This is a genomic window from Neobacillus niacini (assembly GCF_023715785.1).
GTDB lineage: Bacteria > Bacillota > Bacilli > Bacillales > Cytobacillaceae > Neobacillus > Neobacillus niacini_E.
Map to the genome: position 1 here is coordinate 66,973 of NZ_JAMBOX010000011.1, position 14,684 is coordinate 81,656.

Consider the following 14,684-nt stretch of genomic DNA (forward strand, 5'->3'; position numbering starts at 1 on the left):
AGGATTTTGTAACTTCTTGTAGAATAGTAGTAAAATAGTCTCGAGGTATAAGGGGGGAATCATGGTTATTTTTGGTATTATATTACTAGTTTTCTTGATTGGTATCTATCCGTTTTGGGATACGAAATATACCAATAAATTGAAGGCGACCTATCATGAAAAGGAACGGGTTGCTTATTTTAAGTATGTGATTTACTCTGAATGGGGCGTTACGTTACTCATTTTATTAATGGTTGCCTTAACGGCCACTACCTTTTCCGACATTGGATTTAAATTGCCCTCGGAGAGTTCAGCCAAAACGATGGGGACGTTTGTCGGTTTTCTAGTAGGGATTGGGTTCGCAATGTTCATTATGATGAGATTGCCTTTTTATCGGAAATACCAACAAGCCCAAACCAATACCATTTCTTATATGGTTCCGACCGGAAAGTTGGATAAGCGATTGGGCATTCTAGTAGCGATCACTGCAGGCATTTGTGAGGAAATCATTTATCGTGGATTTTTATTTCATTTTCTTTCAGAATCACCTTTTAACCTTGAGGGAGTTGTTTTATTGATTGTCGGGGCGGCGATCTTCGGGATTGCCCATTACTATCAAGGCTGGAAGGGAGTGATCATGACAGGCCTTGTTGGTTTCGTTCTGGGAAGGGTATATGTATCGACTGGAAGTTTGCTTTATCCAATCATTCTTCATACGATAATCGATTTGCGGTTTATATTGACCGCAAAAAAAGAACCGACCGTAAACATAGACACGAAAAGTGTATAAAAATAGAAAGTCCATGCCAAAGTAGAACCTTATGGCATGGACTCTTTTTAGCTAATAAGCCCGAGTCGTTCCAACCCGTGGCGGACGCCGTCTTCTTCAGCGGTAAGGGTAACCATATTGGCCGCTTGCTTCAATTCCTCCTGTGCAGAGCCCATGGCAACGCCCATGCCGACCAATGACAGCATTTCAATATCGTTCATACCGTCACCGAATGCAACCGTTTCATCAGGCGCGATGCCGAGGCGCTCCAGTAACTTGGTAATTCCAACTGATTTATTGGATTTTGCCATATTCACATCACAGGCCTTCGCGCCGGTCGATGTCCATCTTCGGAAATCCAGTTCAGGGATCATCGTTTGATAGAATCGTTCTTCTTCAACATCACAATGCAGGAACAATTGGAAAATATCTTCTTCCAGCCAAAACTTTGGTGAGGCCAGTTCCGGTTTCCAGTCATCATGCTGATAGGACTCTATAATATATGGATGCATTAAATCGCTGGCTTTAAAGGTTTGATTGCTTAAAAATGTCAGCGGGTGCTGATATTCTAGCGACAACCCATGTAATTTTTCCAAAACAAGCTTGTCGATTGAATTTTGGTAGATTTCATTCTTTTCATGATAGGCTAGCGAACCGTTAAAAAACACAGCCGAATCGACGCCAATTTCCTCGATGATGGGCCATGAAAAATAAGGCGCTCTCCCCGTTGCAATGGCGACCGTTATATTCTTTGCTTTTAATTGCTCGATGGCGTCTTTTGTGGCATAACTTAACGTTTTCCCGTGAGGAAGGATGGTTCCGTCAATATCTAAGATGACTGCTTTATAATTCATGTATACAATACCTCCAAGCTATTTCCACCAATCATTATACCATGAACGCAGATTGAATCCGTATATCTCTTGTTCATTTTCATATTTTGGTAGTACAATAGGAGTAATGAAATAGTTATCAAGAGTGGCAGAGAGACCTGGCTCAGATACGTCACAGCAACCTGCAGACAGGCAAGGTGCTCCAACCAGGCAAAGCGAATGCTTTGGATGATACAACGGTGACGGACCCTTTTGCATCCAATGGCGAAAGGGTTTTTATTTTTTCAAAAAGGCAAAGGAGCGGTTGAAATGAACATTAGCGGTTTTGCCAGAGGCTTAATGGCGAAAAATTATTGTAATGAAAAATTTCTATTACATGTTGCCAACTGTGTTGAAGGGCAGTTGAAGGAATGGGATGAGAATTATGAGGTCATCCTTATGAAAATGCAAGACTATGAATTTATTGTCAGAAAAGGTGTAGAAGAATATCATACTCTGCTGACGGAGAACGACATCGAAATCCTGAAGCAAAGCGGTCCATTTCAGCTTGATCGGAAAATTTGGAAGGACCTAGAGGCACAGGGGCTGCCTATTTTAAAAGGATTTGGGAATTATCTAGAACCAATATTTTAAGGTTTGGGGTGCAGCCTTATTGTGGGGCTGCACTCTTTTGCACTTTTAAAAAAAATCCTTTAAAATGTGAACTTTGTTACAGAACAATAATTAATAAAATGTTCACATTGTTTTCCGATAGAGTGATGTACAATAAGATATGTTAATTATTTCACATACTTTATTTTGCATAAGGGTGGACTTGTTATGGCGTTTAGCAAACCGGAAAAGATAATGGAAATTACAGTTGAGAATGGAGTGAAGAAGGCAAAATATGCAGCCGGGCAAACGTTAATATTAGGGTTTGAGGCCGGGGCCTTCATTGCGCTTGGTTATCTGCTGTTTATTCGTGTTACGGCACCGTTATCGGAAAGCTTGCAGGGACTAAGCAGTTTAATTGGGGCATCAGTGTTCCCAATTGGCCTGATTTTAACGCTGTTGGCAGGCGGGGAGTTGTTAACCGGGAACATGATGGCGGTGCCGCTTGCGCGATGCGCCAAAAAAGTCACGACCAAACAGGTTGCCTGGAATTGGCTGCTCGTTACGCTGAGCAATTTTGCCGGTGCCATCTTTGTCGCTTATGTCTTTGGCCATTTGGTTGGGTTAACGGAAACCGCTCCATTTTTGGATAAAACGATCAATGTTGCTGAGCACAAGCTGGAAGCGTCATTCTTGCAGGCGTTTCTATCGGGAATTGGCTGTAACTGGCTGGTAGCCGCAGCGGTTTGGCTATCATATGGGGCGGAGGATATGTCCGGAAAAATTCTTGGGATTTGGTTCCCGACGATGGCGTTCGTGGCAATTGGATTCCAGCACGTGGTGGCTAATATGTTTGTCATACCGGCCGCCATCTTTGCCGGTCATTTTAATTGGATAGAATACTTATTTAATTTTGTCCCCGTGTTTTTAGGCAATGCTGTGGGGGGCGTCGTGTTTATCGGGATGGCATACTACCATGCTTATAAGAAAAAGCAACCTGCAATCAAAAGTGCCCCGGTCGTCCAGCCGTTGGTCAAAAGCGGGAGCAGATAATATTTTTAGAAAAATCCATCCTTCTGGGTGGATTTTTTTATCCGTAAATAAAATAGGGTGGGGCTCTAAGCACCACCCTAAATTTCTATTTATGCTTCTACTTTTTGAAAGAACTGTGGTAAATGTTCTTTGTGCGCTTCTAGCATTTCATCAAGAATCTGCTTGCCCACTGTATCAGATGGAACAAGTGGGTTGATGGTCATAGCAAGTAACGCCGTTTTGTAATCGCCTGTTACGGCAGCTTCAGCAGCAACACGCTCGAACGATTTGATCTGCTGAACTAATCCACGAACAGCAACAGGAAGGTCGCCTACAGAGATCGGCTTAGGGCCGTCTTTTGTGATCACGCAGTTTACTTCTACAGCGGAATCATCCGGAATGCTGGCAATCGCGCCGTTGTTGCGAGTGTTAACCGGCTGAATATCGCGCTTATCGTTGTAAATGGAGTTGATCAGACTGCAAGCAGCATCGCTGTAGTACGCACCGCCACGTTTCTCCAATTGAGGCGGCTTAATATCAAGATTTTCATCTTTATAAAGCTCAAATAATTCAGTTTCCAAACGTTGAACCACTTCCGCACGAGTGCCTTCAGCTGCCGCCTTTTCAAGTTCTTCAGCCAGCATTTCATCCGTTTTGTAGTAATAACGATGATAGCCGCAAGGGATTGCGCCTAATGCACGAATGAAGTCAGGCTCCCAAGCAATGCCGGAAATATTTTTCATTGTCATGGCATTTTCAGGATTGGCCATCGCTTCAATCACTTGGTCTTGGACGCTGACGCCGTCTAAGAAAGTATCAAGGCCGAATACCATATGGTTAAGGCCGGCAAAGTTTACTTGTACACGCTCAGGCTCCACATTCAATGCTTTCGCCACGCCCATACGCATGCCGATTGGCACGTTACAAAGGCCGACAACCTTCTTGATGTTGCTGTAACGAAGAACGGCTTCCGTTACCATGCCTGCTGGGTTTGTAAAGTTAACAAGCCAAGCATCTGGACAAAGTTCTTCGATATCTTTACAGATTTCAAGGATAACAGGAATGGTACGAAGACCCTTGAATAATCCGCCAGGGCCATTTGTTTCTTGCCCAATGACATTATATTTTAATGGGATTCTTTCATCTTTTGCACGAGCTTTTAACAGGCCGACACGGAATTGAGTCGTAACGAAATCCGCGTCCTTTAACGCTTCGCGGCGATCTAATGTTAAATGAATTTCAATTGGAAGTCCTGCCTTGGCAACCATACGCTTCGCAAGGTTTCCTACGATTTCCAGCTTTTCTCTTCCTTCTTCGATATCTACTAACCAAAGCTCTCGAACCGGAAGCTCATCATAGCGCTTAATAAAACCTTCGATTAATTCAGGAGTGTAGCTTGAGCCGCCGCCAATTGTAACGATTTTAATGCCTTTTGACATGTAAAATACCTCCAGAAATCTATTTTTTTCTGTTCACATTTTCATTCTATTGTCTTATCAAAAAATCGTAAATGATTTGCCTGCTTTTAGGTGCAGATGCCAACGAAAGGAACTTGTTACATGCGGGTAACACCTTGTTACATGTATGTGTTAAAATAGTAAAATAGAAAGTCTGGAGGTATTTTGATGTTTCCAAGTGATGTCATAGCGTCCTTTAATGAGTTAGAAACGTCTTTATATGATTATATTTGCAAGAATGGCGAGAAAGTTATCTATATGCGGATTCGCGATTTGGCGGATGAAACCCATGTTTCTACGTCTACAGTCTTAAGGTTTTGCCGTAAAATAAATTGCGAAGGCTTCTCGGAATTCAAGGTAAAACTAAAAATGTATTTGGATGAAAATAAGGATCGAAAAGTCAAAAGCAGCCAGTATGCGGTTACTGAGTTTTTTGAACGGACATTAAATGGAAACCTGGACGCTGCCATTAGGGAGGCCGCATCTTTGATTGTGGAATCGGACAACCTTATTTTTATCGGTTCCGGGAGTTCGGGAATTTTGGCAGAGTATGGCGCGAGGTATTTTTCAAGCTTGGGGAAATTCTCCATGTATGTCAAGGATCCGTACATGCCGATTCATGCAAATTTTTTAGAAAATTGCACGACGATCGCCTTATCGGTGAACGGAGAAAATACGTTCACGATTTCGCATATCGACCAATTGAAACAAAAAGGCAGTAAGATCATCAGCATCACCAATAATAAGCATTGCACTATTGGAAAAATGTCCGATGTGAATATTTCCTATTACGTAACAGAGGAATGGTTTCAGCATTCCAATATTACGACGCAAGTGCCTGTTGTCTATATTCTTGAGGAAACGGCTCGGGAGATTCAAAAACTTTCCCAGGAAAGCAGACAGATATAGAACCTCTTGATCCATGGAAGTCACCCCAGGCTCGATTTTTGCATAGGCTAACTCATCAGATATGGGGGTGATAGCTTTGAAAAGATGGTTAAAAGCTGTTATTCTAACCTATCTTTTGATGCTGTTTTTCGGGAGCTTTTTGGCGGTAGGCTTGCTGTGGGTAGGAAAGCTTGAAAAAATGCTGCCAATTATTGTGGATATAAAACTATTTTTGTATTATTTCTTTGCCGGAGCGATAGGCGGGTCGCTTAGACACCTGTATATGTTTTGTTCTCACTACATGGAAGGCGAGTTAACCGATTACCGTCACTGGGTGATGTACATCTTTTATCCAATCTTTGCTACCGGTACTGCCGTAATCGCTGTTACTTTGATTCAAAGTGGGGTTTTATTAATTGATTTTGTGGATTATAATAATATGCCCTATGCGCCAATCAGCATTGCATTTTTTGTCGGCTTTGGTTTTAACCGGTTTTTGAAAAAATTAAACAGCGTCTCTAAGAAGGTTTTCCAAACCGATCATCAAGAGAAAAAAGCAGAGGAACCAACCAATGATAAACTGAAATTTTAATTGTAAGAGTTTTTCGCAGTTTTTAGTCGTGGCTATGATATGAGGTGAATGAAATAGTGGATATATTGTTATGGATTATTATTGTTGCCTGCTTCATTGTTAGTTTCGTCGGTCTTGTCTATCCCATCATTCCGTCTGTGTTAATGATTTGGGCCGGTGTGGCCGTTTATCATTTTGGGATTAATTCGGATGAACTTTCTTGGATTTCGTGGACAATGCTGGTCCTTCTGACAGTGTTGTTGTTCCTCGCAGACTATTTAGCGAACCTCCACTTTGTCGATAAAGCAGGGGGTTCGAAATGGGGGATGAGGGCGGCAACAATCGGGTTGATTGTCGGAAGCTTTGTGATTCCGCCGTTTGGCGTCATCGTTGTTCCATTTGTTTTGGTATTGCTCGCAGAATTGCTACAAAAGAAAACGTTCCAGGAATCCGCTAAAGTGGCGGTTGCCACCCTATTCGCCTTCTTAAGCGGCACGTTCGCAAAAGCGGTCATTCAGTTAATCATGATTGTCGTTTTTGCGGTGGATGTTGTTTTTTAAAAGGACCGGTGGATGAAAACCTCTATTTATGGATATTCATGGAAACTTAAAGACAAAATCGCTCGAAAAACGATTAAAATGTCTTTAAAAACGCTTCTTAAAGACAAAATGGTTAAAGAGTAAGATGGAAATGTCTTTAATTTGGGTTTTTCTGGAATATCAAAAACAAAATGGCTTCAAAAAGTAATAAAAATGTCTTTAATAAAGCTTCTTAAAGACAAAATTGCTAAAGAAATAAGTGAAATTGTCTTTGATTTGGGTTTTTCTGGAATACCAAGGATAAAAATTCAATTAAAAAGTTAAATTTTATCTATACGGTCAGCATTACAGGCGAAACTCTAAGAAAAAGGCCTTGAATGATTCAGAAAATTCTTGTAAAATAAACATTAGCTTCATCCTATCCGTCTTTACAACGGAAGGAAGTGAAGAATTCCATTAAACTTAAAACAATTGACTGATAAGTTTCCACATCCAGCCTTAGCCGGCTGTATCAATGGATCGTAAGCCAGTCCCATACCACATTTATGTGTGTTTGGGCTGGCTTTTTGTATTTTTCGAATGATGTTCTTAGGGGGTGGGAAATTGGCAGGAGCACTCGAAGGAGTGAAGGTGTTGGATTTAACAAGAGTCTTGGCCGGGCCTCACTGTACAATGATTTTGGCGGACCTTGGCGCCGATGTCATAAAGGTGGAAGCTCCTGGCGGCAGCGATGAAACGCGCTTCTGGGGGCCGCCGTTTCAAAATGGGGTCAGCGCCTATTATTTATGTGCGAATCGCAATAAGCGAAGCATCACGGTGAACTTGAAAACAGAAGAGGGCAGGGAAATCATCCGGACGCTGGCCAAGGATGCCGATGTGCTCATTCACAATTTTAAGACAGGGTCGATGGAAAAATGGCAGCTCGACTATGAAACAATCAAACACATCAATCCACGGCTCATCTATTGTTCGATTACGGGATTCGGCGAAACGGGCCCCTACAAGCATTTGCCCGGTTATGACTATATCATTCAGGGCATGAGCGGCCTGATGAGTATCACCGGCAGTGAAGAAAGCGGGCCGGTGAAAATAGGTGTGGCCATGGTGGATATATTGACTGGCCTTTATTCCGTCATTTCCATAGAGGCGGCTTTATATGAAAGGGAAAAATCCGGCCTAGGCCAAAAAATGGATATGTCGCTACTAGACACTGCGGTAAGCTCATTAGCAAATGTGGCAAGCAATTACCTAATATCCGGAAAAGTACCGCGAAGACTGGGAAATGATCATCCGAATATTGTCCCATATTCAAAATTTAAAGCGTCAGACGGAGATATAATTATCGCAGTTGGAAATGACCGGCAATTCGCCGACCTATGTAAGGTGATAGGAATCCCTCAAATCGCCAAGGATGAACGATACCGCACCAATGAGGCAAGGGTGGAAAACAAGCTCGAACTCACCAAAATACTGGAGGACCAACTCCAATTAAAAACAGCAGCGGAGTGGATTGCGGTTTTTTCAGAAAAAAACATTCCTTGTGGCCCCATCCATACGATGGACCAGGTTTTCGAACATCCGCAAGTGCTTGCCCGTGATATGGTCGTGCAGGTGAACCACCCGGAAGCGGGCAGTGTGAAGCTTGTCGGTTCACCTATTAAACTATCAAGAACAAAGGCAAAAATTGAACGCCACCCGCCGATTGCGGGGGAGCATACGAGTGAAATTTTGCAGCAAGCCGGTTTTTCATTAGAGGAAATCAGCCAATTGAAAGAGAACAATATTATTTAAAAAAGATGGAGGCGTATGCGTGATGGATTTTGAATTTACCGAAGAACAAGAAATGTTGAGAAAAATGGTCAGAAGTTTTGTTGACAAGGAAATTATCCCATACATGCAAGAGTGGGATGAACGGGGCGCTTTCGATCCGGTTATTTGGAAGCGATTAAAAGAATTAGACCTGTTGGGCGTTTGCATCCCGGAGCAATATGGCGGAAGTGGGATGGATTACAATTCCCTTGCAATTGTTTGTGAAGAACTTGAAAGAGGCGACACAGCCTTCCGTACGGCCGTTTCTGTTCATACCGGTTTAAACAGCATGACGCTATTGCAGTGGGGAACAGAAGAACAAAAGCAAAAGTACCTTGTTCCACAGGCAAAAGGAGAAAAAATCGGGGCCTTTGGACTGACGGAACCAGGGGCGGGGTCTGATGTGGCATCCTTAGGGACAACCGCTATAAAAGACGGTGACCACTACATTTTAAATGGGTCCAAAACATGGATTTCTCTTTGTGATGTGGCTGATCATTTCATCGTGTTCGCCTATACCGATAAAGAGAAAAAACACCATGGAATTTCCGCCTTTATCGTGGAGCGCACGATGCCAGGCTTCTCGTCAAAAGCGATTAAAGGGAAACTGGGAATCCGTTCCGGAAATACCGGTGAATTGTTCTTTGACCAGGTTAGAGTTCCCAAAGAATACCTGCTTGGGCAAGAAGGGGAAGGCTTCAAAATTGCCATGTCGGCTTTGGATAATGGCCGCTTTACGGTTGCCGCCGGTGCAGTCGGGCTAATCATGGCGAGCTTGGAGGAGAGTGTCAAGTATTGCCATGAACGAAAAACCTTCGGCAAGGAAATTGGGAAACACCAGCTTGTCCAGCAGATGATCGCTAATATGGAAGCGGGCTTGCAAATGAGCCGATTGCTGGTTTATCGCGCCGGGGAGCTTAAAAACAAAGGAGTCCGGAATACCCGCGAAACCTCGCTGGCAAAGTGGCAGGCATGCGATTTTGCCAATAAAGCAGCGGATGATGCAGTGCAAATCCACGGTGCCTATGGTTATTCTAGCGAATACCCGGTTGAGCGCTTCCTGCGGAATTCGAAAGCGCCGGTCATTTATGAAGGAACAAGGGAAATTCACACGGTCATGCAGGCAGAATACGTGCTTGGCTACCGTGAGGATAAGCCTTTAAACAACATGCTGCCGGCCTGGCCTTATGAGAACGAAAAGGAAACCGTTAAAAACGGATGAACGGTAAGGAGTGAGCCGATAGATTTGGTTCGCTCCTTCTTATTTGAGGTCGAGTCGATAAACTAATTTGTTTGAATGATCGCCTCATATTGTTTGTACAGGTCTTTTAATGCGGCAATCAGTGCATGATTGGCTTTCCCCAAATATCCGTTTTTTAATTCTTCTAGTGGTTTGTCAATCCCGTCTCGTAAACTATGGCCCCTCAAAAGTCTGGAGATATAGTCCCTGCCATGTTCAGTGGCCAACGTACAGGAGGCTTCCACAATGACTCCATAGGTCTTATCCAGTTCTACTGTGATGGTCAACGTTTCAAAAATATTCTTAGCCGCCATTCCGGATGGTAGTTTCGCATGTCCAGCAATGAAGTATGTATTCATTTTTATGACCCCTAACGTTTTATTAGATTTAGAATAATACAAAAATAGAAAATTGTTAAGAAATATATAGACATTATTTAGAATCTACCTTTTTCCCCTGGGCATAAGTGATACTTATACCCCTATTAAATACTCGTATTTCTCACCAAACTATTAACCAACTATAATACAAATATCCAGAATTATTTTAAAATCCAAATATTCGGAAAATAAATGTGATAGGAGGGGAGAGTTAGAGATGATGCTTACAAGGGTGAATACGAAAAAAGTCACCTATACAAATCCGATTTTCAACACCATGACACAAGAAGAAATTATAGCATTTCAAGAAGTTTTACTTAGGAAACAATTAAAGTATGTTTATCGAAATTCTGAGTATTACCGAAGGAAATTTCATGAAGCGGGGGCATTTCCCGAGGAAATTCGTACGTTTGCTGATTATCAAAAGCTGCCTATTTTTATGGATAAAGCAACCGAAAGAATCACCCAACAGGAGTCAATGGAACGATTTGGGCATCCATTCGGCATGCATTTGTGCAGTTCCCCGGATGAAATCTGTTTTACCGGAACCACAAGCGGTACATCGGGAGTTCCAACTTTTACTTACTCATTTACAAAGGAAGACATCGAATTTTTGAATCGCTATATCCGGCACATGCTTGAATATGGAGGCATCCATGCGGGGGAGCGGTTACTGTTTAGTCACTCGTTAGGCATATATGCGACCTCATCTATTTTGTTTGGGGTCCGCGCCCACAATGTCTTGCCAGTTGATGTGGATGTACGGGCTGGAAGCAAGACCATTTTGCAATATGCGATGATGACAAAGCCATCGGGGGCGATGATGACCCCACCATTGGCAGAGCATTTGATTAATAGGGCAGAAGAGCTTGGATGGAATGTCCGCGACCTTGGGCTGCAGGCCATTTTTACAGTAGGTGAAATCGGAGTAGGGGTTCCTGAAGTTAAGAAAAGAATTGAGGATGCTTATGGCTGCAGAATCTATGATTATTTAGGAGAATTGGGATTTTCATGTGACTCGGATGAGTATTATGGGATTCACTGTGTCGCTCCCGACCTAAACCTTTTCCCCAATGATCTAATTGACCCGGAAACGAAAAAGCCGGTAGAAATAGTAGATGGTGTGATTGGAGAAAGGGTAACAACAGAGATAAATTTGAAAGGGCTTCCAAGAATCCGATATGCAACCGGTGATGTAATCCAAGTATTTACGAACGAATGTCCTGGGTGCGGCTTTAAAGGAAGAAGAATTAAGTTTGTCGGCCGTGCCGATGACATGCTGATTGTAAAAGGTGCGAATGTCTATCCTTCCGCTATTAAGAATGTGATTTCCAGATTTATACCGGATGTCACGGGGGAATTAAGGATTGTTTTAAATAGTCCACCTCCAAGAGTCGTACCGCCGCTCCAAATTAAGCTGGAATACGGCAACCAATTTGACAAAAGTCTATTGGGAGATTTGGAGGCAAGAATCAAAAGTGCTCTTCATACAGAAGTCAGATTGACACCGGAAATCATTTGGTCCGAACCGGGTACCCTGGAGAAATCTTTAACCAAAACACCGCTGTTTGAAAAAAATTACTAAATGGATTAGAAAGTGAGGTAGTTTAATTGTTTATCGATTGTTCCAACACGCTTCCCGAATTTATTTTTGAGGCACCAAAAGAAATTGATCCCAAAAATGCTGAATATCGTGTGTTATTTGGTGCAAAATGGGCGCAATTGGCCGGATGGTCAAAAGCTGAATTTTTGCAAATGGTAAATGAACGGTCAGTTGAAACCGTCATGCAAGAGGTTTATGCAAAGCTTGAAAGTGAATTCTCCATGGAAAACTTCCTCACTATGCTCAGCGATGCAAATGTAGTTTATCATGCAATTCACAACATGGATTATGGAAGAGATGGATCCAAGCCGCCTGCAGACCATGATTATGTGGCGGAATTGCTAAAGAGATATCCTGACCGTTTTATCGGATTTGCCGGCTATAATCCGCACAAAGGAACTGAAAGTTTGAAAATAGTCCGTAAAGCATTAACAGAGCAAGGCTATAAAGCGGTGGTCATCCCTCCATACGAACACGGGGTAAAAGCGGATGACCGCAAGTATTATCCGTTATATGCCCTTTGTGAAGAATTGGATATTCCAATTTGGATCCATAGCTCCATCAATTATTTCCGTGAAACTTCCGTGTTCATTGATCATCCATCGAACCTTGAAGCGCCACTTATGGACTTTAAAAATTTAAAAATCATTGCCGGACATGGCGGCTGGCCGTGGGTCCCTGATTTAATTGCGATGCTATTAAAATATGAAAATCTTTATGTCGATACCTCGGCATTCAGGCCAAAATATATTGCTGAAGCAAATACGGGCTGGGATATGTTTATGCACTATGCCAACACACTAATACAAGACAAAATTGTTTTTGGCACCGATTGGCTGACATTAGGCATGCCAATCAAAGAAGTAATAAAGGAAATTGAAGCATGGCCTTTAAAAGATTCAGTTAGAGAGAAATTCTATTGGAAAAACGCCAATAAGGTATTCAAATTGGGCTTGGAAAAACCAGTATTGACTAAAACATATAAAGGGGAATAGAAATGGAAAATATCAAAAATATAGAGCAATACTCAGAAATTAAGAACGGTGAAAAAGCTGCAGTCATGTTATTCTCAGCGGACTGGTGCCCCGATTGCCGGTTCATCGATACATTTATTGAAGAAATTATCGGAAATAACCGTGAAGAATTTGATTTTTATAAAGTGGACTCGGATGAACGTAAAGATATTTGCGCTGAAGCGGGGGTCATGGGCATTCCGAGTTTTGTAGCTTACAAGAGTGGGAGAACAATAGCTGAGTTTATTGGTAACGATTCAAAAACAAGGGAGCAAATTGAAGAATTTCTTCACAATGCCAAAACGATGTTATAGTTTTGAAAACAATCAATTCCTGGAGGGAAATTTATGAGAAAAAGGACGTTGGGATTTGTAACTTTGTTATTAATGCTTTCTCTAATGGTATCAGCCTGCAGCAATTCAACCTCCAATAAGAAAGAAGAAGCTGACACAAAAAAGGAAGAACAGGTACTGATCTTTGGAAGAGGAGCCGATAGTTATGCGATGGATCCTCAAAATGTAAATGAGATTGAAACATGGCGGGTCACCAAGAACATTTATGAAACCTTGGTTGAGTATGATAAGGAAACAACTGATGTCATTCCTGCATTAGCAAAGGAATGGACCACTTCCGAAGATGGAAAGGTTTGGACATTTAAGCTTCAAGAGGGCGTAAAATTCCATGATGGTACTGATTTTAATGCCGATGCGGTTGTGTATAATTTCGAAAGAATGATGGATAAAAACCATCCCGACCGGTTCGAAGGAACATTCTCAGTCTACCGCGGCATGTTTAACGGTTTTAAAGGTGAAGGCAGTGTCATTGAAGAAGTAAAGGCCATTGATCAGAACACGGTACAATTTACCCTAGCCAAACCTCAGGCGAACTTTTTGTCCAATCTTGGTATGCATGCTTTCGGTATTATTAGCCCGGAGGCCATTAAGAAATATGGAGCAAAAATTAATGAACAGGCGGTTGGGACAGGGCCATTTATATTTGAGTCTTGGAAAACAAATGATTCAATCACATTGGTAAAAAATGAAAACTACTGGAAAAAGGGGCTTCCAAAACTGGACAAATTGATTTACAAGGTCATTCCGGACAATTCTGCCAGATTAACAGCTCTAAAGAATGGTGAAATTGATATCATGGTAAGTTTGAACCCATCCGATTTAAGTTCAGTAAAAAATGATAAAAACCTAAAGGTGACACTCCGCCCTCCTTTAAATGTTGGATACTTGTCGATTAACAATTTGAAAGAGCCATTAAATAATTCGAAGGTTCGCCAGGCTATCAACCATGCTATTGATAAAAAAGGAATTGCGGATGCATTTTTCTATGGTCTCGCAGAACCGGTTAAAAACATGCTTCCTTCTTCGAGCTGGGCCTATAACAACGATGTGGAAGACTACGATTACGATGTGGAGAAAGCCAAGCAGCTATTAGCAGAAGCAGGTTATCCAAATGGTTTTGAGCTCCAGTTTTCAGTTACCTCCAATTCCCGTATTTATATGCAACAGCCAATCAAAATGGTGGAAGCGATGAAAACAAGTCTTGAAAAAGCGGGAATTAAAGTAAAAGTAGTTTCACTTGAATGGGCGGCCTATCTTGACCAGATTCGAAAGGGAGAACATTCCATCGGATTAATCGGGTGGGTTGGGGATAACGGAGATCCGGATAATTTCCTATATTCCATGCTTAGTAAGAATAACGCAGTCAAGGGCGCAGCCCAAAACCATACTTTCTATCAAAATGATGAGGTAAGTGATCTTTTGATGCAGGCTAAGTCAGTGATGGATCAGAAAGAACGGGCAGAGATCTACAAAAAAGTTCAGGAGCTTGTTCATAATGATGCACCATCCGTACCGCTTGTGGAAGTAAAAGAGCCTGTTGTTACGGCAAGTTACATTAAGGGATATTTCCCGCATCCTACCGGTGCAGAAAATATGTACGAAGTGACGATTGAGAAGTAAAGAATAG

15 protein-coding genes and 1 riboswitch are annotated in these 14,684 nt (G+C 42.1%); of the genes, 12 read left to right on the forward strand and 3 right to left on the reverse strand.

Annotation, left to right across the window (positions count from 1 at the left end; genetic code table 11):
- Positions 1-61 precede the first annotated feature (61 nt).
- Positions 62-769 carry a CPBP family intramembrane glutamic endopeptidase gene (locus M3234_RS18620; protein WP_262306160.1) on the forward strand — a complete coding sequence of 236 codons (708 nt, stop codon included), beginning with the start codon at positions 62-64 and terminating at the stop codon, positions 767-769.
- A gap of 47 nt (positions 770-816) precedes the next feature.
- On the opposite strand, the gene M3234_RS18625 is transcribed toward M3234_RS18620, so the two are convergent.
- Positions 817-1,602, reverse strand: coding sequence for a Cof-type HAD-IIB family hydrolase (locus M3234_RS18625; RefSeq protein ID WP_262306161.1), 786 nt, complete (start codon positions 1,600-1,602; stop codon positions 817-819).
- Positions 1,603-1,714: 112 nt separating this feature from the next.
- Positions 1,715-1,818: riboswitch (SAM riboswitch) on the forward strand.
- 72 nt (positions 1,819-1,890) lie between these two features.
- Between M3234_RS18625 and M3234_RS18630 the strand changes: the two genes are divergently transcribed.
- The gene (locus M3234_RS18630) at positions 1,891-2,214 is read left to right on the forward strand and encodes a hypothetical protein (RefSeq protein ID WP_262306162.1); all 324 of its coding nucleotides are present in this window, start codon (positions 1,891-1,893) and stop codon (positions 2,212-2,214) included.
- A gap of 186 nt (positions 2,215-2,400) precedes the next feature.
- Positions 2,401-3,225: a formate/nitrite transporter family protein gene (locus tag M3234_RS18635; RefSeq protein WP_262306163.1), complete on the forward strand. Its 825-nt coding sequence runs from the start codon at positions 2,401-2,403 to the stop codon at positions 3,223-3,225.
- An 89-nt stretch (positions 3,226-3,314) separates the two neighbouring features.
- Here M3234_RS18635 and M3234_RS18640 read toward each other — a convergent pair whose 3' ends face one another.
- Positions 3,315-4,643 (reverse strand): 6-phospho-beta-glucosidase, encoded by a 1,329-nt coding sequence (locus M3234_RS18640; RefSeq protein ID WP_262306164.1) that lies wholly within the window; start codon positions 4,641-4,643, stop codon positions 3,315-3,317.
- A gap of 186 nt (positions 4,644-4,829) precedes the next feature.
- Here M3234_RS18640 and M3234_RS18645 point away from each other — a divergent pair, with 186 nt between their 5' ends.
- The 5 genes from M3234_RS18645 (at position 4,830) to M3234_RS18665 (ending at position 9,690) form a co-directional block, all read left to right on the forward strand.
- Positions 4,830-5,570, forward strand: coding sequence for a MurR/RpiR family transcriptional regulator (locus M3234_RS18645; RefSeq protein WP_262306165.1), 741 nt, complete (start codon positions 4,830-4,832; stop codon positions 5,568-5,570).
- Between the two features lie 76 nt (positions 5,571-5,646).
- Positions 5,647-6,141: a hypothetical protein gene (locus tag M3234_RS18650; RefSeq protein ID WP_262306166.1), complete on the forward strand. Its 495-nt coding sequence runs from the start codon at positions 5,647-5,649 to the stop codon at positions 6,139-6,141.
- Positions 6,142-6,197: 56 nt separating this feature from the next.
- Positions 6,198-6,680: a DUF456 domain-containing protein gene (locus tag M3234_RS18655; RefSeq protein ID WP_262306167.1), complete on the forward strand. Its 483-nt coding sequence runs from the start codon at positions 6,198-6,200 to the stop codon at positions 6,678-6,680.
- A 582-nt stretch (positions 6,681-7,262) separates the two neighbouring features.
- On the forward strand, positions 7,263-8,450 hold the full coding sequence (locus M3234_RS18660; protein WP_262306168.1) for a CaiB/BaiF CoA transferase family protein: 1,188 nt from the start codon (positions 7,263-7,265) through the stop codon (positions 8,448-8,450).
- Positions 8,451-8,472: 22 nt separating this feature from the next.
- Positions 8,473-9,690: an acyl-CoA dehydrogenase family protein gene (locus M3234_RS18665; RefSeq protein WP_262306289.1), complete on the forward strand. Its 1,218-nt coding sequence runs from the start codon at positions 8,473-8,475 to the stop codon at positions 9,688-9,690.
- A 62-nt stretch (positions 9,691-9,752) separates the two neighbouring features.
- On the opposite strand, the gene M3234_RS18670 is transcribed toward M3234_RS18665, so the two are convergent.
- Positions 9,753-10,067: a DUF3870 domain-containing protein gene (locus M3234_RS18670; RefSeq protein ID WP_066318883.1), complete on the reverse strand. Its 315-nt coding sequence runs from the start codon at positions 10,065-10,067 to the stop codon at positions 9,753-9,755.
- A 238-nt stretch (positions 10,068-10,305) separates the two neighbouring features.
- On the opposite strand from M3234_RS18670, the gene M3234_RS18675 reads away from it, so the two are divergent.
- From M3234_RS18675 to M3234_RS18690, 4 genes are read left to right on the forward strand one after another with little or no spacing between them, the layout of a single operon-like run.
- Complete coding sequence (locus tag M3234_RS18675) at positions 10,306-11,673, forward strand: phenylacetate--CoA ligase family protein (protein WP_262306169.1); 1,368 nt, start codon at positions 10,306-10,308, stop codon at positions 11,671-11,673.
- Between the two features lie 26 nt (positions 11,674-11,699).
- Positions 11,700-12,686 (forward strand): amidohydrolase family protein, encoded by a 987-nt coding sequence (locus M3234_RS18680; RefSeq protein ID WP_262306170.1) that lies wholly within the window; start codon positions 11,700-11,702, stop codon positions 12,684-12,686.
- Positions 12,687-12,688: 2 nt separating this feature from the next.
- The gene (locus tag M3234_RS18685) at positions 12,689-13,018 is read left to right on the forward strand and encodes a thioredoxin family protein (protein ID WP_262306171.1); all 330 of its coding nucleotides are present in this window, start codon (positions 12,689-12,691) and stop codon (positions 13,016-13,018) included.
- Positions 13,019-13,051: 33 nt separating this feature from the next.
- The gene (locus tag M3234_RS18690; protein WP_262306172.1) at positions 13,052-14,677 is read left to right on the forward strand and encodes an ABC transporter substrate-binding protein; all 1,626 of its coding nucleotides are present in this window, start codon (positions 13,052-13,054) and stop codon (positions 14,675-14,677) included.
- Positions 14,678-14,684: the final 7 nt, after the last annotated feature.

What these genes read in the sequence shown, in the direction of transcription:
- M3234_RS18620 (WP_262306160.1), top strand. Translation starts at nt 62, where the DNA reads ATGGTTATTTTTGGTATTATATTACTAGTTTTCTTGATTGGTATCTAT.
- M3234_RS18625 (WP_262306161.1), bottom strand. Translation starts at nt 1,602, where the DNA reads ATGAATTATAAAGCAGTCATCTTAGATATTGACGGAACCATCCTTCCT.
- M3234_RS18630 (WP_262306162.1), top strand. Translation starts at nt 1,891, where the DNA reads ATGAACATTAGCGGTTTTGCCAGAGGCTTAATGGCGAAAAATTATTGT.
- M3234_RS18635 (WP_262306163.1), top strand. Translation starts at nt 2,401, where the DNA reads ATGGCGTTTAGCAAACCGGAAAAGATAATGGAAATTACAGTTGAGAAT.
- M3234_RS18640 (WP_262306164.1), bottom strand. Translation starts at nt 4,643, where the DNA reads ATGTCAAAAGGCATTAAAATCGTTACAATTGGCGGCGGCTCAAGCTAC.
- M3234_RS18645 (WP_262306165.1), top strand. Translation starts at nt 4,830, where the DNA reads ATGTTTCCAAGTGATGTCATAGCGTCCTTTAATGAGTTAGAAACGTCT.
- M3234_RS18665 (WP_262306289.1), top strand. Translation starts at nt 8,473, where the DNA reads ATGGATTTTGAATTTACCGAAGAACAAGAAATGTTGAGAAAAATGGTC.
- M3234_RS18670 (WP_066318883.1), bottom strand. Translation starts at nt 10,067, where the DNA reads ATGAATACATACTTCATTGCTGGACATGCGAAACTACCATCCGGAATG.
- M3234_RS18675 (WP_262306169.1), top strand. Translation starts at nt 10,306, where the DNA reads ATGATGCTTACAAGGGTGAATACGAAAAAAGTCACCTATACAAATCCG.
- M3234_RS18685 (WP_262306171.1), top strand. Translation starts at nt 12,689, where the DNA reads ATGGAAAATATCAAAAATATAGAGCAATACTCAGAAATTAAGAACGGT.
- M3234_RS18690 (WP_262306172.1), top strand. Translation starts at nt 13,052, where the DNA reads ATGAGAAAAAGGACGTTGGGATTTGTAACTTTGTTATTAATGCTTTCT.